The organism is Micromonospora sp. CPCC 205739 (assembly GCF_036906795.1).
Classification (GTDB): Bacteria; Actinomycetota; Actinomycetes; order Mycobacteriales; family Micromonosporaceae; genus Micromonospora.
On sequence record NZ_JBAKHS010000001.1, the window covers coordinates 662779 to 684829 of the forward strand.

General features: G+C 74.6%; 20 protein-coding genes and 1 pseudogene. 6 read left to right on the forward strand and 15 right to left on the reverse strand.

The annotated features are described in order from the left end of the window. Nucleotides 1-10 precede the first annotated feature (10 nt). The 4 genes from V6U88_RS03095 to V6U88_RS03110 are packed head-to-tail and all read right to left on the reverse strand — an operon-like array spanning nt 11 to nt 4690. Nucleotides 11-1591, reverse strand: a complete 1581-nt coding sequence (locus tag V6U88_RS03095; protein ID WP_334449646.1) for a uroporphyrinogen-III synthase — start codon at nt 1589-1591, stop codon at nt 11-13. Then, a complete protein-coding gene (gene hemC / locus V6U88_RS03100) occupies nt 1588-2556 on the reverse strand; it encodes a hydroxymethylbilane synthase (protein WP_334449648.1) in 969 nt (322 codons plus the stop codon). Before hemC ends, V6U88_RS03095 begins: the two co-directional genes overlap by 4 nt. Continuing rightward, nucleotides 2553-3923, reverse strand: coding sequence for a glutamyl-tRNA reductase (locus tag V6U88_RS03105; protein ID WP_334449650.1), 1371 nt, complete (start codon nt 3921-3923; stop codon nt 2553-2555). The genes hemC and V6U88_RS03105 overlap by 4 nt, the downstream gene beginning before the upstream one ends. Continuing rightward, on the reverse strand, nt 3920-4690 hold the full coding sequence (locus tag V6U88_RS03110) for a redox-sensing transcriptional repressor Rex (RefSeq protein WP_334449651.1): 771 nt from the start codon (nt 4688-4690) through the stop codon (nt 3920-3922). The genes V6U88_RS03105 and V6U88_RS03110 overlap by 4 nt, the downstream gene beginning before the upstream one ends. 430 nt (nt 4691-5120) lie before the next feature. On the opposite strand from V6U88_RS03110, the gene V6U88_RS03115 reads away from it, so the two are divergent. Together V6U88_RS03115 and V6U88_RS03120 are read left to right on the forward strand one after the other, a co-directional pair. Next, nucleotides 5121-6407 carry a sensor histidine kinase gene (locus V6U88_RS03115; RefSeq protein WP_334449652.1) on the forward strand — a complete coding sequence of 429 codons (1287 nt, stop codon included), beginning with the start codon at nt 5121-5123 and terminating at the stop codon, nt 6405-6407. Nucleotides 6408-6443: 36 nt separating this feature from the next. Next, nucleotides 6444-7097: a response regulator transcription factor gene (locus V6U88_RS03120; protein WP_334449654.1), complete on the forward strand. Its 654-nt coding sequence runs from the start codon at nt 6444-6446 to the stop codon at nt 7095-7097. Nucleotides 7098-7215: 118 nt separating this feature from the next. Here the strand turns inward: V6U88_RS03120 and V6U88_RS03125 are convergent, their stop codons facing one another. From V6U88_RS03125 to V6U88_RS03135, 3 genes are read right to left on the reverse strand one after another with little or no spacing between them, the layout of a single operon-like run. Beyond that, nucleotides 7216-7866: an HAD family hydrolase gene (locus V6U88_RS03125; RefSeq protein ID WP_334449655.1), complete on the reverse strand. Its 651-nt coding sequence runs from the start codon at nt 7864-7866 to the stop codon at nt 7216-7218. 21 nt (nt 7867-7887) lie between these two features. Continuing rightward, nucleotides 7888-8142 (reverse strand): glutaredoxin family protein, encoded by a 255-nt coding sequence (locus tag V6U88_RS03130; protein ID WP_334449656.1) that lies wholly within the window; start codon nt 8140-8142, stop codon nt 7888-7890. Beyond that, a complete protein-coding gene (locus tag V6U88_RS03135) occupies nt 8132-9817 on the reverse strand; it encodes an AMP-binding protein (protein ID WP_334449657.1) in 1686 nt (561 codons plus the stop codon). Before V6U88_RS03135 ends, V6U88_RS03130 begins: the two co-directional genes overlap by 11 nt. Nucleotides 9818-10116: 299 nt before the next feature. On the opposite strand from V6U88_RS03135, the gene V6U88_RS03140 reads away from it, so the two are divergent. The 4 genes from V6U88_RS03140 (at nt 10117) to V6U88_RS03155 (ending at nt 13289) form a co-directional block, all read left to right on the forward strand. After that, the gene (locus tag V6U88_RS03140) at nt 10117-10272 is read left to right on the forward strand and encodes a hypothetical protein (protein WP_334449659.1); all 156 of its coding nucleotides are present in this window, start codon (nt 10117-10119) and stop codon (nt 10270-10272) included. Next, a complete protein-coding gene (locus V6U88_RS03145; protein ID WP_334449661.1) occupies nt 10269-11204 on the forward strand; it encodes an ECF subfamily RNA polymerase sigma factor, BldN family in 936 nt (311 codons plus the stop codon). The genes V6U88_RS03140 and V6U88_RS03145 overlap by 4 nt, the downstream gene beginning before the upstream one ends. Nucleotides 11205-11437: 233 nt before the next feature. Then, nucleotides 11438-12310: a DUF5667 domain-containing protein gene (locus V6U88_RS03150; protein ID WP_334449663.1), complete on the forward strand. Its 873-nt coding sequence runs from the start codon at nt 11438-11440 to the stop codon at nt 12308-12310. 103 nt (nt 12311-12413) lie between these two features. Next, complete coding sequence (locus V6U88_RS03155; protein WP_334449664.1) at nt 12414-13289, forward strand: HAD family hydrolase; 876 nt, start codon at nt 12414-12416, stop codon at nt 13287-13289. A gap of 118 nt (nt 13290-13407) precedes the next feature. Here V6U88_RS03155 and V6U88_RS03160 read toward each other — a convergent pair whose 3' ends face one another. The 8 genes and pseudogenes from V6U88_RS03160 to V6U88_RS03195 form a co-directional block, all read right to left on the reverse strand. Then, nucleotides 13408-14265 (reverse strand): lysophospholipid acyltransferase family protein, encoded by an 858-nt coding sequence (locus V6U88_RS03160; protein WP_334449902.1) that lies wholly within the window; start codon nt 14263-14265, stop codon nt 13408-13410. Between the two features lie 347 nt (nt 14266-14612). Then, nucleotides 14613-15686 (reverse strand): NAD-dependent epimerase/dehydratase family protein, encoded by a 1074-nt coding sequence (locus V6U88_RS03165; RefSeq protein ID WP_334449665.1) that lies wholly within the window; start codon nt 15684-15686, stop codon nt 14613-14615. 121 nt (nt 15687-15807) lie between these two features. Beyond that, nucleotides 15808-15909 carry a 30S ribosomal protein bS22 gene (locus V6U88_RS03170; RefSeq protein ID WP_007465623.1) on the reverse strand — a complete coding sequence of 34 codons (102 nt, stop codon included), beginning with the start codon at nt 15907-15909 and terminating at the stop codon, nt 15808-15810. A 217-nt stretch (nt 15910-16126) separates the two neighbouring features. Beyond that, on the reverse strand, nt 16127-16336 hold the full coding sequence (locus V6U88_RS03175) for a helix-turn-helix domain-containing protein (protein ID WP_088960133.1): 210 nt from the start codon (nt 16334-16336) through the stop codon (nt 16127-16129). A 244-nt stretch (nt 16337-16580) separates the two neighbouring features. Further along, nucleotides 16581-17765 (reverse strand): ABC transporter permease, encoded by a 1185-nt coding sequence (locus tag V6U88_RS03180; RefSeq protein ID WP_334449666.1) that lies wholly within the window; start codon nt 17763-17765, stop codon nt 16581-16583. 140 nt (nt 17766-17905) lie between these two features. Further along, nucleotides 17906-18742 (reverse strand): annotated as a pseudogene (locus V6U88_RS03185) (ABC transporter ATP-binding protein); the annotation flags it as partial. Continuing rightward, entirely contained in the window at nt 18739-20118 is a 1380-nt protein-coding gene (locus V6U88_RS03190; RefSeq protein ID WP_334449667.1) for an efflux RND transporter periplasmic adaptor subunit, read from the reverse strand. The gene V6U88_RS03190 and the pseudogene V6U88_RS03185, both read right to left, overlap by 4 nt. A 96-nt stretch (nt 20119-20214) precedes the next feature. Further along, nucleotides 20215-21450, reverse strand: coding sequence for a hypothetical protein (locus V6U88_RS03195; protein WP_334449668.1), 1236 nt, complete (start codon nt 21448-21450; stop codon nt 20215-20217). Between the last annotated feature and the right edge of the window lie 601 nt (nt 21451-22051).

Here is a 22051-nt window from a genome sequence, read left to right on the forward strand (position 1 = left end):
CAGCCTCCTGTCAGCGGAACCTCAGGGCGGTCGGCCCCTGCACCTTCGAGCCGCGGCGCTGCTTGGCCGGCATGGCGGCCAGCTTCTCGCGCAACTCGACGGCGTAGGCGGCGAGCGCCTCCACCAGGTCGGGCACCGAGGCGTGCGCAGGCTGCACGTCGACCCGCAGGCCGAACTCCGTCGCGGTCTCCGCCGTCTTGGGCCCAATGACGGCAACAACGGTACGCGCGTGCGGCTTCCCGGCGATGCCGACCAGGTTCCGGACGGTGGAGGACGAGGTGAAGAGCACCGCGTCGAACCCGCCCGACTTGATCGCGTCCCGGATCTCGGCGGGCGGCGGGGCGGCCCGGACGGTCCGGTACGCGGTCACGTCGTCGACCTCCCAGCCGCGCTCGGTGAGCCCGGCGGCGAGCGTCTCGGTGGCGATGTCGGCGCGCGGGAGCAGCACCCGGCCCACCGGGTCGAGGATCTCGTCGTGCGGCGAGAACTCGGCCAGCAGCCCCTCGGAGGACTGCTCCCCGGACGGAACCAGCTCCGGCTGGATGCCGAAGGCGCGGACCGCGTCGGCGGTCGCCTCGCCGATGCAGGCGATCTTGACGCCGCCGAAGTGGCGGGCGTCCAGGCCGTGCTCGGCGAACTTCTCCCAGACCGCCCGGACGGCGTTGACCGAGGTGAAGATCACCCAGGCGTACCGGCCGTCGACCAGGCCCTTGACCGCCCGCTCCATCTGGGCCGGGGTGCGCGGCGGCTCGACCGCGATGGTCGGCACCTCGCACGGGATGGCCCCGTACGCGCGCAGCCGGGCGCTCATCACACCGGCCTGCTCCTTGGTGCGGGGCACCAGCACCTTCCAGCCGTACAGCGGGCGGTTCTCCCACCAGCTCAGCTTGTCGCGCTGGCCGACGCCCTCACCGACGGTGAGCACGACCCGGCCGGTGAAGCCGAGCGCCGCCGCGACGAAGGAGTCGACGGTCGACGTGGTGGTGTACTGCGTCTCGCCGGTGCCGTCGCCGGTCACCCCGACGCCGGTGGTGCCGTCCACCCCGGCGGCCAGCAGGCCGTCCCGGATGGCGGCCAGATCGCCCGCGTCCACCGCGAGGGCCAGCGAGCCCCGGCCGACGGCCGCGGCGAGCGCCTCGAAGTCCAGCGTGCTGACGTCCTCGACGTCGGCGGCGGTCCGCACACCCGGCAGCGGCACACCGGCGTAGGTGGCCACCCCCTCGGCCTGGCCGACCCCCGGCACGACCTCGAAGTGCGCGGCGGTACGCGCCACCGCCTGCACCTCCTTGACCACCGAGTCGTGGCCGAACGGGTCACCGGCGACCAGGTGCACCGCGTTCAGCCCGGACCGGGCGGCGGAGATGAGCACCTTGGCCACGTCGCCCGGCGCACCCTCGGCCGGCGTGAACTGGGCGTCGGACCGGGCCTGGGCGCGCACGGCGTCGAGCAGCGACTCGGGGACCCCCCGGTCGTACACCACCTGGTCGGCGTCGACCAGGGCGTCGTGCGCCCGGCGGGTCAGCAGGCCCGGGTCGCCGGGACCGGCCCCGACGAACGCGATGCGGCCTACGGGCTTACGGGTGCGGGTCATTCTGTGCTCCCAAATTGCTGGGTCCCCGGGCCGGTGTGTCCTTCGTGGCCGAGGATCGAGTCGGCGCCGAGTTCGAGGAGTTCGGCGGCGAGTGCCTTGCCGATCTCCGCCGCGTCGGCGGGCGTACCGGTGCGGGACAGCCGGAGGTCTCGGGCGCCGTCCGGGCTGATCACCGCCCCGCGCAGGTAGATCTCCTCACCGGCGTCGCCCTCGGCGAGTTCGGCGTAGGCGGCGACCGGAGCGGAGCAGCCGGCCTCCAGGGTGGCCAGCAACGCCCGTTCCGCGGTGACCGCGGCCCGGGACGGTGCGTGGTCGAGCACCGCGAGCAGCTCGACCAGGTCGTGGTCGTCGGCCCGGCACTCCACCGCCAGCGCGCCCTGGGCGGGCGCGGGCAGCATCAGCATCGGGTCGAGCGTTTCGGTGATCACGTCGGTCCGGCCCAGTCGGGCCAGGCCGGCGCGGGCCAGCACGACGGCGTCGACGTCGGCCTCCGGGCCGAGCACCCGCCGCAGCCGGCTGTCCACGTTGCCCCGCATCGGGGTGACCTCCAGCTGCAAACCGAGGGCGTGCAGCTGGGCGATCCGGCGCAGCGCGCCGGTGCCGACCACGGCTCCCGGCGGCAGCTCGGCGAGGGTACGACCGCCCGTGGCGACCAGCGCGTCGCGCGGGTCCTCCCGGGGCGGCACCGCCGCGATGTGCAGCCCGGCCGCCGCGGCGGTGGGCAGGTCCTTGTACGAGTGCACCGCGAGGTCGATGGTGCCGGCGATCAGCGCGTCGCGCAGGGCGGAGACGAAGACGCCGACGCCGAGCCGGTGCACCGGGGCCGTCGAGCGGTCACCGGCGGTGACCACCTCGACCAGCTCGACCTCGCGGCCGGTGGCCGCGGTCAGGGCCTCGGCGACGTGGCCGGACTGGGCCATCGCCAGGGCGCTGCCCCGGGTACCGAGGCGCAGGGGCGTGCTCATCGCTCACCTCCGGTGGGCGGGACGTCGGCGACGTCGAAGGACGGTCGGCCGTCGGCGTTCGCGACGATGTCGGGAACGGTGTCGACCGGGGAGGTCTGTGGCACCTGGAGGTCGAACAGCTCCCGCAGCAGGGCCGCGTACTGGTCTCCCCCGGGTTCGGCGGCGAGCTGGCGGACCCGCACGGTGGGCTGGTGCAGCAGCCGCTGCACCACCCGGTGCACCGTCCGGGCGACCTCGGCGCGCTGGTCGTCGCTGAAGTCGGGGCGGCGCTGGGCGAGCCGGCGCAGCTCGGCGGTGACCACGTCGTCGGCGCGGCCGCGCAGGGCGGCCACCGTGGGCGCCACGTCGGCGCCACGCAGCCAGGACAGGAACGTCTCGACCTCGCCGGTGACGATCCGGGTGACCTCGGCGGCGTCGGCGGCGGCCTCGCCGGTGGCGAGCAGCGTGGCCATCCGGTCGATGTCGATCACCTCGACGCCGGGCAGCTCGGCCACGCCGGGCTCGACGTCGCGCGGCACGGCGAGGTCGAGCAGGACCAGCGGGCCCCGGTCGGCGTCGCGCTTGGCGAGGGCCCGGGTGACCACGTCGAGGGTGAGGACCGGTTCGGTGGCCGCGGTGGCGGCCACTACGATGTCCACTGTGGAGAGCGCGTCGACGAGCTCGGCCATCGGCACGGCGCTCGCCCCGTACGACTCGGCCAGGCGTACCGCCCGGTCGGCCCCGCGGTTGGTGACCGTGAGCGGCCCGGCACCGAGCCGGGAGAGCGTGGCCACGCCCAGCGCGCCCATCGCGCCCGCGCCGACCACCAGGGCGGGGCGGCCGGAGAGGTCCCCGTCGAGGTGACCGGCGGCCAGGTCCAGCGCGGCGGTGACCACGCTCTGCCCGGCGCGGTCGATGTTGGTCTCGGCGTGCGCCCGCTTGCCCACCCGCAGCGCCTGCTGCATCAGCTCGTGCAGCAGCCGCCCGGCGGAGTCGGCCCCGGTGGCCCAGTGGTACGCGTCGCGCAGCTGACCGAGGATCTGCGCCTCGCCGACCACCATCGAGTCCAGCCCGGCGGCGACCCGGAAGACGTGTTCGACCGCGGCGGAGTCGTAGTGCACGTAGAGGTGGTTCGCGAGCGCGGCGGGCGGGGCGTCGGCGTGGTCGGCGAGGACCGCGCAGATGTCGCCGAGGCCACCGTGGAAACCGGACACGACGGCGTAGACCTCCACCCGGTTGCAGGTGGAGACCAGCACCGCCTCCGAGACGTACGGCTGGGCGAGCAGCCGGTCCAGGGTGCGGGTGAGGTCGGCGGGGGCGACCGCCAACTGCTCCAGGGTGGCCACGGGTGCGGTGCGGTAGGACGCGCCGACGGCAAGCAGTTTCACGTGCCGATCGCCTCCTGGGTGTCGGTGGCCGCGAGCCCACCGGGCAGAGCGGTGAGGGCGGACCCGCCGGTGGCGGGGAGCGCGGTCAGCGACGCCTTGCGGTGCTCGTGGAAGGACAGGATCTGCAGCTCGATGGCGAGGTCGACCTTGCGCACGTCGACCCCCTCCGGCACCGAGAGTACGCACGGCGCGAAGTTCAGGATGCTCGTCACGCCGACGGCGACGAGCTGGTCGGCGACCGGCTGGGCGGCCGAGGCCGGGGTGGCGATCACGCCGATCGAGATCGACTCCTCGGCGGCCACCCTGGCCAGGTCGTCGACGTGCTGCACGACCAGGCCGTTGATCACTTCGCCGACCCGGGCGCGATCGGCATCCAAGAGGGCGGCGATCCGGAAGCCCCGGCTGGCGAAGCCGTCGTAGCCGGCCAGGGCGTGACCGAGATTACCCACTCCGACCAGGGCGACGGCCCGGCAGTGGGTGAGCCCGAGCACGTACTCGATCTGCTCGATCAGCAGCGCGACGTCGTAGCCGACGCCCCGGGTGCCGTACGAGCCGAGGTGGGAGAGGTCCTTGCGGAGCTTGGCCGAGTTGACCCCGGCGGCGCTGGCCAGCCCTTCGCTGGAGACCGTCTCGTGGCCGCTCTCGGCGAGGTTGTGCAGGGCCCGGAGGTACTCGGGGAGCCGCGCGACGGTCGCCTCCGGAAGGTCCGGGAGCGCCGGTACGGCACCGGCGCGGCCGGGCGCGCCAGGGTGACGGTGCTGACTCATGAGACTCCGTGCGGTGCGATCCTCGGCCAGCTCCGGTGCCCGGCCATTTCGGGACCCCCGCTGGCGACCGAGGGTGCCGGCCGTGCTAGCGGGGCGCGTCGGAACTACAGAGTAGGCGCTTGTGAAGACGTGCACAAATCGCGATCTTGCTGACTCGCGACGCCCCTTCACCAGGCCCTCCATTCCGCAAGATCGATCCGGCGGCCTCCGCCGGCGCCGCACGGCGATTATTGCTCAATCCCGACTTCTCTGACCAATCACGCAGGGCCTGCGGGACACGTGGCGTGCCCCTCACCAGCGGCGCGGGGAATCCGACGGCCCGACCGGCAGGACCGAAAGGTCCACGCGGAAGGGCGGTAGGGGCAGCCCGACCTCGAACGGGGCGGCTCGCCGGATGGGCGTTTCGGCCCGACGTCCCTAGCCTCGGAGCATGAGCACCGTCGCCTCGGCCACGCCGACGCCCAGCGTGAGCCGCCAGCTGCTGCGCGACACCGGGTACGTCCTGCTCGGCCTGCCCCTGGCGCTGTTCGGCCTGGTGGTGCTGACGGCCGGCCTCGCGCTCGGCGTCGGGCTGGCGGTGCTGGTGGTCGGCCTGCCGATCACCACCGGCACCCTGTACACCGCGCGCGGCCTGGCCGACGTGGAGCGGCTGCGGCTGCCCACGGTGCTCCGGATGCCCCGGATCCGCCCCCGCTACCTGACCCCGCCACCGGCCGCCGGCCCCTGGCGGCGGATCTTCACCCCGATCCGGGACGGGCAGTCCTGGCTCGACCTGGCGCACGGCATCTCCCGGTCCGTGGTGGCGATCGTCACGTTCGCCATCACCGTCGCCTGGTGGGCCGGCGCGCTCGCCGGCACCCTCTACGCCGCGTACGACTGGGCCGTGCCGTACGGCCCCGACGACCACAGCCTCGCCGAACTGCTCGGGCTCGGCGACGGGCCGGTGGCCCGGATCGGGCTGAACACCGCGCTCGGCCTGATCTTCCTGCTCACCCTGCCGATCGTGGTACGCGGCTCCGCGCTGCTCCAGGCCGGCTTCGCGCGCGGCCTGCTCACCGGCGTGGCCGAGATGCGCGACCGGATCACCGTGCTCGAGGAGCAGAAGCGCGCGGCGGTGTCGGCCGAGGCGGCGGCGCTGCGCCGGCTGGAACGGGACATCCACGACGGCCCCCAGCAGCGACTGGTCCGGTTGGCGATGGACCTCAGCCGGGCCCGGCAGCAGCTCGCCACCGACCCGGAGGCCGCCGCCCGGACCCTGGACGAGGCGATCGCCCAGACCCGGGACACCCTGGCCGAGCTGCGCGCGCTCTCCCGGGGCATCGCCCCGCCGGTGCTGGTCGACCGGGGCCTGCCCAGCGCGGTGGCCGCGCTGGCCGGCCGCAGCCTGGTGCCGGTGGACCTGAACCTCGACGACCGGCTGGGCAACCCCAAGGGCCGTCTCGACCCGCTGGTGGAGAGCACCGCCTACTTCGTGGTCGCCGAGGCGCTGACCAACGTGGCCAAGCACAGCGGCGCCACCGGCTGCGCGGTGACCGTGCAGCGCCACGACGACCGGCTCGACGTCACCATCGGGGACGACGGGGTCGGTGGTGCGCACGTGGCGAAGGGGCACGGACTCGCCGGCATCGCCGACCGGGTCCGCGCCGCCGGTGGCCTGCTGCGGGTGGAGAGCCCGGCCGGCGGGCCCACCACCGTACGGGCGATGCTGCCGCTGTGACCGGGGGCAGCGCCCGGACGTGGTAGACACCGCACCATGCGAGTGCTGATCGCCGACGACGCCGTCCTGCTCCGGGAGGGTCTCATCCGCCTGCTCACCGAACAGGGACACGAGGTGGTGGCCGCCGTCGGGGACGGTGAGGCGCTGGTGGAGCAGGTGGTGGCGCACCGGCCGGACGTCTCGATCGTCGACGTGCGGATGCCGCCCACGCACACCGACGAGGGGCTGCGCGCGGCCGTCCGGGCCCGCGAGCTCGTCCCCCGTACGCCGATCCTGGTGCTCTCCCAGTACGTCGAGGTGTCGTACGCCGACGACCTGCTCTCCACCGCGGGCGGGGGCGGCGGCGGGATCGGCTACCTGCTCAAGGAGCGGGTGGCCGCGATCGACGAGTTCCTGGATGCGCTGGCCCGGGTGGCCGCGGGCGGCACCGTGCTCGACCCGGAGGTGGTCGGCCAGCTGCTGGTCCGCCGCCGCCGGGACGACCCGCTGGGCGAGCTGACCCCGCGCGAGCGGGAGGTGCTGGCGCTGATGGCCGAGGGCCGCTCCAACGCCGCCATCGCGAAGTCGCTGGTGGTCACCGACGGCGCGGTGGAGAAGCACGTCCGCAACATCTTCACGAAACTCCACCTCCCCCCCGACACCGACCACCACCGCCGCGTCCTGGCCGTCCTCACCCACCTCCGCGCCTAACCCCTCCCCCTCCCCCTTCAAGCCCCCGTGATCATGAAGTTGGCGGCAGTGGAAGAGATCGACATCGCCGTCAACTTCATGATCACCGGGAGCATCGGCGCGGGGAGGGGCGCGGGGGTCAGGGGAGGTGGGTGGCGAGGGTGACGGCTTGGGTGAGGGTGTCGGCGGTGGGGTGAGGGGTGGCGCGCAGGGCGGCGGGGTGGGAGAGGCCGCCGGTGTAGAGGACGCAGCGGGCGCCGACGCTCTCCGCGGCGTGCGCGTCGTCGATGGAGTCGCCGATGAGCACCACCGAGTCCCCGGAGATGCCCAGCTCGGCCAGGTGCTTCTCCAGCCACTCGGCCTTGTGGCCGCCGCCGACCGTGACCCGCAGCCCGTCCACCCGGGTGAAGTGCGGGGTCAGGCCATACGTGTGCACGGTCGGCACCAGCTCGTCGTGGAACCACATGGAGAGCAGCGACTGGCTGCCCGGCCAGGCGGCGATCGCGGCCAGCGCGTCCTCGGCCAGCGCGCAGCTGGTCAGCCCGGCCCGGTACGCGTCGTGGAAGATCCGGTCGAGCGCCCCGAACGCCTCGGCGTCGATCGCCCGCCCGAGCATCTCGGCGTAGTAGTCGATGATCGGCCGGCGGAAGCGCACCCGGTGCTCATCGGCGGTCACCGTCGGGCCGCCGGCGCTGGCGAAGGCCACGTTGGTGGCCGCCACCACCAGGCTGAGGTCGTCGAGCAGGGTGCCGTTCCAGTCCCACACCAGGTGGTCGCGCGCAGGGGTCATCGCAGCACCCTAGACGCCTGCTCAGAGCTGCGGGGTGGTCAGGTCCCGCAGCAGCCGCTCCTCCTCGACCCGCCAGTAGCCGTGCTCCTTGCCGTCGAGCAGCACCACCGGCAGCCGGTCGCCGTAGTCGCGCTCCAGCTCGACGTCGCCGGTGACGTCCTTCTCCACCCACTTGTCGCCGGTGACCGCCACCACCCGGTCCAGCGCGGCCTTGGCGTCCTCGCAGAGGTGGCAGCCGGGCCGGGTGATCAGGGTGAGCCGGGCGTCACTGGACATCGGGGACCTCCGAGCGTCGGGGCCGGGGCGGCGTCGCCGGGGACGACGCCGACCGCAGCTGGGTCTTGCGTACCTTCCCGATCACCGAGTACGGCAGCTCGTCGACGAACTCGACGGCGGTCGGGCACTTGAACCGGGCCAGGTTACGCGCGCAGTGGGCGAGCAACTCCTCCCCGGTCACCGGACGACCCGGCGCCGGCACCACGTACGCCCGCACAGTCTCACCCGTGCGCGGGTGCGGCACACCCAGGACGGCCGAGCCGACCACCCCCGGGTGCGCGTCGAGCACCAGTTCGACCTCGCGCGGGTAGACGTTGAAGCCGTTGACCAGGATCAGCTCGCCCAGCCGGTCGACCAGGAAGAGGTCCCCGTCGTCGTCGGCGTAGGCGACGTCACCGGTGGCCCACCAGCCGTCCGCGTCCGGGCCGCCCCGGCCGTCCGGCCAGTAGCCGGCGAACAGGTTCGCCCCGCGTACCACGATCTGACCGGGGTCGGTGCCGGGCGAGGGGTCGGCGAGCCAGGGGTCGTCGTCGCCCTCGTCGTCCGGCTCGGCGACGCCGTCGCGCCACAGGTCGGTGCCGTCGCCGCCGACCAGGCGCAGCTCGACGCCGGGCAGCGGCCGGCCGATCGAGCCGGGCTTCGGCTCGCCGCCGACCAGGGTGGAGGTGAGCACCGGCGCGGTCTCGGTCAGGCCGTACCCGACGTGCACCGGATGGCCGGTGACCTCGGTGAAGCGCGCGCCGGTGGCCGGGTCCAGCGGCGCCGCGCCGCAGACCGCGACCCGCACCGAGGCCATCGCCGCAGCGACCGCGTCGGCGTCCGCCGTGGACCAGGCCAGGAACATCGACGGTACGCCGACCAGCACGCTGACCCGGTGCCGGGCGATCTCGTCGAGCGCGCAGTCGGGGCCGAGTTCGTCGACGAGCACGCCGGTCGCCCCGTGGTGGATCACCGCCCCGAGCCCGGTGTTCAACCCGTACGCGTGGAAGAGCGGCAGCGCGAGCAGCACGGTGTCGTCGGCGCCGACCACCGGTGGGGAGATCCGGCCGACCTGGTCGGAGTTTGCGGCCAGCGCCCGGTGCGGCAGCATCGCGCCCTTGGGCCGCCCCTCGGTGCCGGAGGTGTAGAGCAGCACCGCGAGGTCGCCGCCGCTCCGTGCCGGCAACTCCCCCGCCTGCTCGGGCAGGGCGGTGTGCACCGCGGTGAGCGCCGGCAGGTCGGCGGTCAGACCGGCCACCCGGTCCCGGACGGCCTCGGTGCCGCAGAGCAGCGTCGCGCCGGAGTCGGCGAGGACGTGCCGCAGCTCCCGGGCGGTGAGGCCGGGGTTGACCGGCACCGCGACCAGGCCCGCGCGCAGCGTCGCGAGGTAGGCGACCACGAAGTCCGGCGTGTTGGGCAGGGCGATCGCCACCCGCGCCGGCACGTCGGCCGGGCCACCCGGCACGCCGTCGGCGGAGGTGGCCGGCATGCCGCCGGTCGGGGTGGCCGGCACGGCGTCGGCCAGGGCCCGGGCCACTGCGGTCACCCGGGCGTCCAGTTCGGACCAGGTCACGGTCGTCTCGCGCCAGTGCAACGCGGGGCGGTCGCCGTGGTCGGCGGCGGCGCGGCGGAGCCGGTCGGCGAGGTCGGGCGCGGAGCTGTCGGTGACGTCCTGCACGGTCGCTGAGTCTGGCACAGCAGCACCCGACGGACCATGCTTGCGCCACGGGAGGGCCGCCCCACGGGCGACACGCCGACACGCCGACGGCGGTGCAATTCCCTTCCGACCAGGACTTTCCACTCGGGATCAAGAGACGATGTGAAAGTCAACCGCACACGACGGACAACCGGTCCGCCATCGGTGCGACGAGGCGGGAAATACTTTGGCCCTGTGTAACGGACTTGCCACGCGCGGGTGACGTTGGCCCTATCATCACTCGGGTCGGCTCACCCCATTTGCCGTGAGTCGACACCCCTCAGCCCGAGGAGGCCCCCGTGCCTGTGAGCGCATTGGACCAGCACCTCAAGGGAGTCTGCCGTACGTCGGCACACCCCCACACCGACCTGCCCGCCCAGGGCGGACCGGACGCCACGGCGGCGCGTCGCCGTGCCGTCCGGCCGGCCGGCGAGCGGACCGGGGAGGCGCGGTGACCACCTTCGGCTACGCGGAACGGCCCGCCGGCCTGACCGGACCGACACCCCGGACGTCGCCCAACGAGCGGCTGGACCCGGGGCACGGCACCGACCGGCCGCGCAACCGGAACAACGAGGCTCCGGCCCGGCCGGCCGTACCCGGCGGGAACGCGAAGCCGGCCGGTGGCCGGGTCGCGTCGCCGGCCCGCCCCACCATGCCGGCGCAGAACCGGCGGGTCGGCGAGCCGCCCGCGGTGGCCGATCCGTCCGGCGCCGAGACCGCCGTGCTGCCGACCGTGCCCGCCGCCGACACCGCCGTGCTGCCCGCGGTCCCGGCGGCCACAACACCGGCCACCGGCTATCCCAGCCGGCCCGACCCGTCCGACCCGGCGACCGAGGTCTGGGCGCTGGTGGAGCGCGCGCAGGCCGGTGAGGCCGAGGCGTTCGGGCTGATCTACGACCGGTACGTCGACACTGTCTTCCGCTTCGTCTACTTCCGGGTCGGCAACCGCCAACTGGCGGAGGACCTCACCTCGGACACGTTCCTGCGGGCCCTCAAGCGGATCGGCAGCTTCACCTGGCAGGGCCGCGACCTCGGTGCCTGGCTGGTCACCATCGCCCGCAACCTGGTCGCGGACCACTTCAAGTCCGGCCGCTACCGGCTGGAGGTCACCACCGGCGACGTGCTCGACGCCGACCGGGAGGACCGCGGCCCGGAGGGCAGCCCCGAGGCCGCGGTGGTGGAACACATCACCAACGTCGCGCTGCTGACCGCCGTCAAGCAGCTCAACCCGGAGCAGCAGGAGTGCATCGTGCTCCGCTTCCTCCAAGGCTTCTCAGTGGCTGAGACGGCCCGCGCCATGGGCAAGAACGAGGGCGCGATCAAGGCCTTGCAGTACCGCGCCGTCCGTGCCCTCGCCCGCCTGCTCCCGGACGGTTTCCAGCCCTGATCCCCCGGTGAGGACGATCACTCTTCGTGATTTCGGCAGCCGTCGGCCCGTAACCCGTGCCCGTCGCGGACCGTTTCTCCGGGTGCGACCGGTGGTTGCCCCGGCGCCCCCGGACCGATCCGGTCCGGAGCAGCGCGGCCGGCCAACACCTTCGTCCGTCGGCGTATGCCGTCGCCGGTCGCTGGGAACCACCGCGGCCGACCGGCCGTGACCAGCGAGAGGGGGTGCCTGCGGTGGACAGTGACCTCTTCTCCCGTCGTCGGGCCGCACGTTTCGCCCAGCTTCTCGACGAGGCGAACGGCGGCCGGCGTCACCATGTCCGGTCCCGTGCCGACGACCGGCTCACCGCCCTGGTGGCGGTCGGTCAGCGGCTCGTCGCCGAGCGGCCGGACGTCCAGGTCGACGCCGAGTTCCGCACCGGGCTCCGCGCCATGCTGGTGGCGACCGCCGAGCGGGAGGGCATGGGCGCGGCCGCCGCGACCACACCGGCCGGCACGACCGACGCCAGCCCGCGCACCTCGCTGCTGGGCGCGGTGACCGCACGACAGGTCCGCGCCCGGGGCGCCATCCTGGTCGGTATCGCCGCCGGCGCCGTCGCCCTGTCGGGCATCTCCGCCGCCAGCGAGGACGCCGTCCCCGGCGACGCGCTGTACGGCATGAAGCGCTCCACCGAACGCGCCCAGCTCGCGCTGGCCAGCTCGGACCTCAGCCGGGGCCAGCTCTTCCTCGACTTCGCCCGCACCCGGCTGGACGAGGCCGGCACGCTCCACGGCGACCTGGCCGCCTTCAGCGCGGTGCTGGACGACATGGACGCCGACACCCGCCAGGGCGTACGGCTGCTCACCACCACCGCCGCCCAGCGCTCCGACCCGGCCGGGCTCGACGCGGTGAACACCTTCGTCACCGGGCAACGCAAGGCGGTCGGCGGGCTGCTCGACGGGGCCAGCCGCGGCGAGCGGGACCGGACCCGCCGCTCGCTGGCCCTGCTGGACGCCATCCGCAAGCGCTCCGACGCGCTGCGCGCCGGGATCGCCTGCGGTCTGCCCGCGCCGGCCGGCAGCGACGCGCTCGGCCCGGCCCCGGGGCCCTGCCCGAGCGACCGCTGACCGACGGAGCCGTTCACGCCACAGTTGCACCGTGGGGCGGCCGCCCGTAACCGGACCCCGACTACCCTTTGGGGTGCAGCGGTCGTCGTACGGAGGAGGTCGAATGGCCCGCAGCCGCAAGGTCACGGTCAGTACCGACGTCCACGGGCACACCGCCGGCTGGGCCGAGGCCGAGGTCACTCCGCCCGTCCCCGCGCAGCCCGATCCCACCGCCGCGGCCTTCTTCGACGTGGACAACACGATGATGCAGGGCGCGTCGATCTACTGGTTCGCCCGCGGGCTGGCCGCCCGCAAGTACTTCACCACCGGCGACCTGGCCCGGTTCGCCTGGCAGCAGGCGCGCTTCCGGCTGCTCGCCACCGAGAACGCCGTCGACATGTCCCAGGCCAAGGAGGCCGCCCTGGCCTTCATCGAGGGCTGGCGGGTGGACGACGTCGAGCGCCTCGCCGAGGAGATCTTCGACGAGCTGATGGCCCCCCGGATCTGGGCCGGTACGCGCCGACTCGCCCAGCGGCACCTCGACGCCGGTGAGCGGGTGTGGCTGGTCAGCGCCGCCCCGGTGGAGATCGGCCGGGTGATCGCCACCCGGCTCGGCCTGACCGGTGCGATCGGCACGGTGGCCGAGGTGGTCGACGGGGCGTACACCGGGCGGCTGGTCGGCGACCTGATGCACGGGCCGGCCAAGGCGGAGGCGGTCGGCCAGCTCGCCGCGGTCGAGGGGCTGGACCTGGGTCGCTGCGCGGCCTACAGCGACTCGGTCAACGACCTGCCGATGCTCACCGCGGTCGGACGGGCGGTGGCGATCAACCCGGACGGCACCCTGCTGCGGCAGGCGCGCGAGCGGGGCTGGGAGGTGCGGGACTTCCGCACCGGCCGGCGGGCGGTCAAGATCGCCGTACCGTCCACCGCCGCGGCCGGGCTGCTCGCCGGCGCGGTCAGCGCCGGCCTGGCCCTCCACCGCCGCCGCCGCACCCCCTGACCGCCCCCACCCACCCGACGAAGCTGCCCCCAGATACAGAGAAAGCGTGGCTGCTCCTCATCGAATAGCCACGCTTTCTCGGTAAGTGCGCCTCAAAAGGGGCGCGCCGCGGCGCGGGTCAGGGGCCGAAGGGGTCGGGGCGGCGTTCCAGGAGTTTGTGCAGGGTGTGCTGGATCGTTTCGCGGACCTGGTCGGCGAGGTTGAAGACGACCAGCGGGTCGTCGGCGGAGTCGGTGAGGTGCGCCGTCGGGATGGGCGGGCAGAACTCGATCAGCCACTTGCTCGGCAGCGGCACCATGCCCAGCGGCCCGAGCCACGGGAAGGTCGGCGTGACGGGGAAGTACGGGAGCTTGAGCAGCCGGGCCAGCGGCTTGATGTCGGCGAGCATCGGGTAGATCTCCTCGCCGCCGACGATGGCGACCGGCACGATCGGGGTGCCGGTACGCAGCGCCGCCGAGACGAAGCCGCCCCGGCCGAACCGTTGCAGCTTGTAACGGTCGGAGTAGAGCTTGCCGATGCCCTTGAAGCCCTCCGGGAAGACGCCGACCAGTTCACCGTTGCCGAGCAGCCGCTCCGCGTCCGGGTTGCAGGCCACCGTGCCACCGGTCTTGCGGGCGATCTCGGAGACCACCGGCATCCGGAACACCAGGTCGGCGCCGAGCAGCCGCAGGTAGCGGCGCGCCGGGTGCTGGTCGTGCAGCGCGGTGGAGAGGATCAGCGCGTCCAGCGCCACGGTGCCGGAGTGGTTGCCGACGACCAGCCCCGCGCCGTCGGCGGGCACGTGCTCCAGGCCGGTGACCTCGGTGCGGAACCAGTCCCGGTAGAGCAGCCGCACCAGTGGGTGGAAGACCGAGTCGGTCAGCTCCGGGTCGAAGCCGAACTCGTCGACCTCGTAGTCCCCGGAGAGCCGCCGGCGCAGGAAGGCCAGGCCGGCCGCGACCTTGCGGTCCCAGTGGTCCCCCGGACGGTCCGGCACGGAAGCCCCCCGCGGTGCGCTCGCCGGGACCTGCCCGGCCGCGTCGTCGTCGGCCGACCGGTCCCGCGCCCGGCCACCCGGTGCATCGGCATCGGTGCCCGGCTCGTCAGCAACGGTGCCCGGCGCGTCGGCGGTGTCGGTCACCGCGCCGGACGGGGCCTCGCCCGTACGAGCGGACGGGACCGGCTCGTCGGTGGCGGAGGTGTCCGGCTCGTCCAGGGCCGCCGGACCCGGGACGGCGGCCGCCGTGGTGCGCCGGTGCCCGTTGCGCCGCGCCGGCTGCGCGTCCGGCCCGGTCACGGTCAGCGGTACGTCGTACCGGCCGTCGGGCCGCTCCTCGGCGGGACTCACGACCGCTCCCGGACTGCGGACCGGACCTGCCGGATGCTCTCCAGCACCAACTGCTCGGCGGTGGCCAGGGTGTTGCGGGTGAGCACCACCCCGCCGTGGTGGGCGCGGATGAAGTCGTCGAACGCGGCGGCGGTGGAGCGCGGGGTGAAGTCGTACTCCCGCTCCAGCCGGCTGGTGTCGACCACCCGGCCGTGCACGAAGAGGTCGACCTGGTCGAGGCCGTAGCGGCCGAAGCCGAGGTTGCGGGCGAGCGCGGCGGCCCCGGACAGGCCGGGCTCCAGCACCGGTACGGCGACCCGACCGGCCCGGCGGATCGCCTGGGAGAGCGAGAGCACCCCCGGCCCGGCGACGTTGTAGGTGCCCGGGTGGTCCTCGGCGATGGACCGGTGCAGCACCTCGAGCGCGTCGTCGAAGTGGACGAACTGCAGCCGCGGGTCGCGCCCGAAGACGGTGGGGACCAGCGGCTGGGAGAAGTAGCGGGTGAGCGTGGTGTCGGCGGTCGAGCCGATGAACGGCGCGAAGCGCAGCACCGTCGCGGTGACGTCGGGACGGCGGCGGCGGAAGCCGCGGACGTACCCCTCGATGTCGAGGATGTCGCGGCCGAAACCGCCGCGCGGGACCTCGCGTGGCTCGGTCTCCTCGGTGAAGACGGCCGGGTCACGGAAGGACGCGCCGTACGCGGCGGTCGAGGAGCGGACCACCAGCTTGCGCAGCCGTGGCGCCCGCTGGCAGGCGGCGAGCAGCTGCATGGTGCCGATGACGTTCTGCTCCTTCATCGCCGCCCGGCCCCCGTGCTGCGGGTCGGGGGCGCTGACCAGGGCGAGGTGCACCACGGCGTCGACGTCCAGGTCGGCCAGGAGCCCGCCGAGGGAACCGAGGTCGAGCCGGATCCGCTCGACCCGGTCGAGCAGGTCGGTGAACTCCGGGCCGGGGGTGGCCGGGTCGACGCCGATCACCCGCTCGATGCGCGGGTCGGCGGCGAGCCGGGCGGCGACGTGCGCGCCGAGGTAGCGGCCGACCCCGGTCACGACGACGACCCCCGGAGCACCTGAGGTGCCACCGGGGGTCATCTCGCACGCCCTGACCGGCAGACGGGACCGAGCCGGGACGTCCGCGGCCTGATCACCTGAGCCTCCGAGGGTCGACAGTTGGCAAGTGGTGCCGGGGTGCCGGGCCTTGGCCCGGCCCCGGTCACTTGCCGAGACGGCGACGCTGGACGCGGGTCTTGCGCAGCAGCTTGCGGTGCTTCTTCTTAGCCATGCGCTTGCGGCGCTTCTTGACCACCGAGCCCATACGACAGCCTTCCAATGCAACGTGCGGGGCGGACGAGCGGCACCACCTCGGTGACGCCGGTGACCGCTTGCGGACAACGGACCGGACCAGCCTGGTGGCGTCGGGGCTCACCGGCAAGGGTCAGGATCGGCTCCAGGGTAGCCGGAGTGCGTCAGCAGGACCAACGCGGCCCCTCGATGCCCGTTACGTCGCAGTCGGCGTACCGCCCGGCGATGGATCAGGCGGTTTCCTGAAACGCGCCCCGGAGGTAGTCGTGCACCGCGTGCTCGGGCACCCGGAACGACCGGCCGACCCGTACCGCGGTCAGCTCACCGCTGTGCACCAGGCGGTAGACCGTCATCTTCGACACCCGCATGACCGACGCCACCTCGGCGACGGTGAGGAACTTGACATCCGACAGCCGACCGTCGGACTGCGACCCGGCCATGGCTCACCCGACCCATCCCATGCCCGGCGCGTGCCGAGCGACCGGAGCTTGCGTCCGGGCCGGCAACGCGCGTGTTACCAGTACGGTAGCGGGGCGGCTGTGACCGGCGCGATCCCTTCGTGCAACTGATCATGAATGGAACGCCGATCGCCCGGCCGTGACCTGCCGTTTCGCCCCCGCCTGCGTCGACCGTCCCATTCCCGGGACCGGTGGCGGCGCCCGCGCGACCGGGAGGAAGCCGGGTTCACTCGGCGCGCAGGGCGACCACCGGGTCGAGCCGACCGGCCCGCTGCGCCGGCACCACCCCGAAGACGATGCCCACCGCCGCCGACACCCCGAACGCCAGCGCCAGCGACCACCAGGTGATCGCGGCCGGGATCGGCGAGAAGGCGTCCACCAGCAGCGCGGTGCCCACGCCGAGGGCCATCCCGGTCAGCCCGCCGATCGCGGTGAGCAGCACCGCCTCCAGCAGGAACTGCACCCCGATGTCGCGGGGACGTGCGCCGACGGCCTTGCGCAGGCCGATCTCCCGGGTCCGTTCGCGCACCGAGACCAGCATGATGTTGGAGACGCCCACCCCACCGACCAGCAGCGAGATGCCGGCGATGGCGGCGAGCACGCCGGTGAGCACCCCGAGGATGTCGCCGAGCACGCCGAGGATCTGCTGCTGGGTGACCGCGCTGAACTCGGTGTCCGGGTGCCGGCGGGACAACTCGGCGACGATCCGGTCGCCCAGTTCGCCGATCCGCTCCCGGTCGGGGGCCTTGACCGCGATGCCGTCCACCCGCTGGGTGCCCCAGAGTCGCTGGGCCGCGGTGACCGGCACGTGCACCTCGTCGTCGCGGTCGACGCCGAGGCTCTGCCCGAGCGGCGCGAAGACGCCGATCACCCGGAACCGGACGCCGGCGAGCGCGACCTGCTGGCCGAGCGGGTCCCGGTCGGGGAAGAGCGCGCGGGCCACCGAGTCGCCGAGCACCGCCACCCGGCGGCTGGTGTCCACGTCGGCGCCGGTGAGGTAGCGGCCCCGAGCGAGCGAGCGGGTGAAGACGGTCGGGGTGGTCTCCAGCACCCCCTGAACGGTGGTGAAGTCCGAGCGGTTGCCGGCCCGGGCCGTCGCGCCGGAGGCGATGGTGACCGCGACCCGGCTCGGGTCACCGACCACCCGGGAGACCGCGTCGGCGTCGGCGAGGGTCAGCGGGGAGACCACCGGTGCCGTCCCCACGTCGATCCGACCGGGTACCACCAGCAGCAGGTTGGAGCCGAGCCCCTCGACCTGCTGTTCGACCTTCTGCTTCGTACCGGTGCCGATGGCGACCAGCAGCACCACGGACGCCACCCCGATGATGACGCCGAGCATGGTCAGCGCGCTGCGCATCCGGTTGGCCCGCAGCGCGTCCAGCGCCACCCGCCACGCCTCCGCGACCCTCACGACCGCCCGCCGCCCGTTTGGTCCCCGCCGAGCCCACCCGCGGCGTCCGCGCCGGGTCGCGGCCCGTCGGCGGCGTCCACCGGGGAGCCCGGTCCGGCCACTTCGGGGGTACGGGGGTCGGCCGCCGGATCGCGCGGAAGGCGTCCGGTGGCTCCGGCGGCGCCACCGGAGCCACCGGACGGGTGCCCCGGGCCGCTTCCGGACGCGGACCGGGGCTCCGCGCTGGGAGCGTCCCCCAGTGTGTCAGGTCCCGCCGCGCCCCCCGACGGCGGTCGATCATGAATGGTCGACGCGCTGTCGGAGACCACCACCCCGTCGCGCATGACGATCCGCCGGCGGGCCCGGGCCGCCACCTCGTTGTCGTGGGTCACCATCACCAGGGCCACTCCGGACTCGGCGTTGAGCTGCTCCAGCAGGGCCAGCACCGCCTGGCCGGTCACCGTGTCCAGGTTGCCGGTCGGCTCGTCGGCGAGCAGCACCGTCGGGTCGGTGACCAGCGCCCGGGCGATCGCCACCCGCTGCTGCTCGCCGCCGGACAGCTGGTTGGGGCGGTGGTCCAGCCGGTGCCCCAGGCCGACCCGGCCGAGCATCGCCGCCGCCCGCTCGCGCCGCTGCCGGGCACCGACGCCGCGGTAGACCAGCGGCAGCGCCACGTTGTCCACCGCCGACGTCCGTGGCAGCAGGTGGAACGCCTGGAAGACGAAGCCGATGGTCTCGTTGCGCAGCATCGCCATCTCCGGCGCGGAGAGGGCGCTGACGTCCCGGCCGCCGATGACCAGGCGACCGCCGGTGGGCTGGTCCAGCCCACCGAGCAGGTGCATCAGGGTCGACTTGCCGGAGCCTGAGGGCCCGACCACGGCCACGTAGTCCCCCGGCGCCACGGTCAGCGACACTCCGCGCAGCGCCGGCACGGACACCCCGTCGAGCTGGTACGTCCGGGAGACGTCCACCGCCTCGATCGCCGCCGGAGCGCTCACCGGACTTCCTGGCCGTCCTGGACCTGGTCGGTGCCGCGCACCACCACCCGGTCCCCGGCCTGCACCCCGTCGAGGATCTGCACCAGGTCCGGCCCCTGCACGCCCACCGTCACCGGCGCCCGGTCGGCTTTGCCGTCGCGAACCAGCCAGACGGCGTCCCGGCCGTCGGCGGAGAAGACCGCCGAGGCGGGGACGGTGACCGCGTCGGCGGCCTCGCGTACCCGCAGGTGCACCACGGCGTTCATGCCGGGGCGGGGCGCCGGAGCGGCCTCGCCCTCGCCGAGCCGGCCCGCCCCGAGGGCCAGTCGCACCCGGTAGGTGACGCCGCCCCGGGCCGAGGTGGTGGGCAGCACGTCGACCGAGCGGACGGTGGCGTCGTAGCTGGCGCCGGTGACCGCGTCCAGCTCGACGGTGGCGACCAGGCCAGGGCGGACCAGCAGCACGTCGGTCTCGTCGACCTCGGCGAGCAGGCCGAGCGCACCGGTGTCCACGATGGTCAGAACCGGCGTACCGGCGGTGACCCGGCCACCGACGGGCACCGCGTCGTCCACGCCCGGTGGCGGGCCGGACCGGGACGGGGTGAGCGCGGACGGGTCGATCCCGGCGGGCACCTGCCCGCCGCCGAGCAGGGCGGACAGGTCGGTGCCGCCCCCGACGGGGGTGCCGCCGGGCTGCACGACTCCCCCGATCGGGGCGCGCAGGGTCAGCGCGTCGACGGTCGCCTTCGCCAGGTCGTACGCCTGCCGGGCCTGCAGCCGTTGCGCGGCCGAGAGCGCGCCGACCGCCGAGTTGAGGCCGGCCACGCCCCGCTGCACCGAGCGGACGGCCTGGTCGGCGGTACGCGCGGCGGCGGCGTACTGCTGCTGGGCGGAGGTCACCTGGGCCAGCAGCGCGTCCCGTACCTTCGGATCGGCGATCTTCCCGGCGGCGTCCCGGGCGGCGTCGAACGCCTCGTCGGCGGCCTTGTCGGTGCCGCGCCGGCGGATGCCCAGCTCCCCCACCCCGACGCCGCGGCCGGCCCGTTCGGCGGCCCGCAGGGCGTCGCGGGTCTGGCGGAGGCGCTCCTGGGCGGACGGTGAGCTGATCACGGCGAGCACCTGACCTCGGGTGACCCGCTTGCCGGGCTGGACGCGGAGGCTGGTGAGGGTGCCGTCGGCGGGTGCGGTGAGGGTGGCCGCGGCGCGGGCGGTGACGGTGGCCGGGGCGTCGATGACCTCGGCGACGGCGGCCCGACCGGCCGGGGCCAGCGCGACGGTGGACTCGTCGTCCCCGCAGGAGGCGGCGGTGGTGCCGGTGAAGACGACGACGGCGAGCAGGGCGGTGAGCAGGCGGGGCCGCGTGGCTACGGGGGGCCGCGGCGAGTCGGGGCGGCGCACGGGCCAACCTTAGCCCGGCGTCGATACGACGCCGAGGGGCGCGATCGGCCTACCAGGCGGGCCGCGCCCGCGCGGCGAGGGGTGCGGCGTCCGCCCTCACCGGACGGCCGCCCGGACGTAGTCGACGCACTCGTCGTGCAGGGCCGTCCAGGGATCGCCGAGTACCTGCGCGGACGCGTCGTCCAGCGGTGTCCGGTCGTGCACCACGGCGCGGAAGAAGTCGAGCACCCGCTGCTCGCCGTACCGGTCGACGAGGTGGCGGACGGCCAGGTAGCCGACGCCGTAGCTGCCACCGACCCGGTCGGCCGGGGCGGCATCGGCCGGGGTCAGGGCGTCCAAACGGCCGTTCCACCCCCCGGCGACCAGCCGCCCGGCCTCGTCCAGCCCCTCGTAGCGGCTCACCGGCGCCCCGTCGGCCCCGGCGTACTCGGCCAGCCCCTCCACCAGCCACCAGGTCTGCTTGCCGGGATAGCCCCGCTCGGGCAGCGAGGCGGCATGGGTCAGCTCGTGCCTGAGCAGCTCACCGGCGGCGGTGGCGGTCAGCCCGTCGGCGTTGAGCACCACCTCGTGGTGGCCGCCGCCGACGGTGACCGCGTACCCGGCGGTCCACTTCGGTCGGCCGCCCCCGTACCAGCGTCGCCACTCCGCGGGGCCGGCGTAGAAGATCCGGTAGCGGTCCGGCGGCGGCCCGGCGACCGCGTACCGGTCGGCGACCTTCGCCGCGGCCTCGGCGTCGACGAGCAGGGCGGGCAGCTTCCCGCGCAGCGCCCGGGTGGTCGCCACCAGGGTGCGCGGGCCGACGGCGACGACCAGCTCGCTGACCTCCCACGGTCGGACGCCGGCCTGGGCGGAGCGGGACTCCTCCATGGCGACCAGCAGCGGCGCGTCGCCGTTCTCCCGCCAGCGGGTGCCGATCAGGACCGGGCTGGGGGCGCAGTCCGGCGCGAGGAAGCAGTACCGGAAGGTCACCAGTTGCCGCCACTGCCCCGGCTGTCCCGCAACCGCAGTGGGCAGCCCGGCCGGCTCGGCCCGCCAGACCGTCACCCGGAGCGCGCGCAGCGCGGCGAAGCGGCGACCCAGGTCGGCGCGGGCGGCACGGTCCCCGACGGCGAGGAAGCCGGTCCGGTCCGCGCGGAGCAGCGCGGCGGCCTGCCGGTCGAGCTGGGCGGAGAGCTGATCGCCCATCCGCCGGGCGGCCGCCGTCGCCGGGTCGTCCCGACGGGCGGAGGGGCGGTCCGCCGTGGCCCGGTCGCCGGGGCGGTCGGCCAGGCCGGCCAGCAGCGCGGCCGGCACCCCGCAGCCCAGCACCGCCAGGACCAGCGCGAACGTCACCCAGAGCGGCCACCGAAGGCGGGAACGCGGCTCGTCCATTCCGGCGGCAAGGCGCGGTTCGCCGCCGCCGGCCGGACGCGGCTCGTCACCGCCGCCAGGTCGCGGCTCGGCTCCGGCGGTGAGGCCCGGCTCATCCCCGTGAGTACCGCGCGGCTCGTCCAATCCGTCGGCTGGGTGCGGCTCGCCGCTGCCAGCCGGACGCTGCTCGTCGCCGTCGGAAACGCGCGGCTCGTCCAGCCCGTCGGTCACCGGCGAAGGGTACGACCAATCGGGGCGATCCGGCCAGAGCCGCCGCGCGTCGGCAGCGTGCCTCCGGGTCTGGACGCCCGGTACGAACCTTTCTGCCGCACGTGGCGGGCCTGCACAAGCAGTGAGCGGGGCAGGGTCGGACGGGGTGCTGCTCGCGCCTTTAGAGCTGATGACGTGAACGACTCACCGGAGATCAACGCCGGTGGCGGCGGCGTGGGCGGCGCTGCCATCCGGAAGTGGCGGGCCGCCACCGGCCGGGCCGCTGCTGGCCGGGCCGCCGCTGGCCGCCGCTACCGCGCAGGTCGACTGATGCGCGAGCGGTCCGGGGCCGTCGGGTCGAAGGACAGCCGCG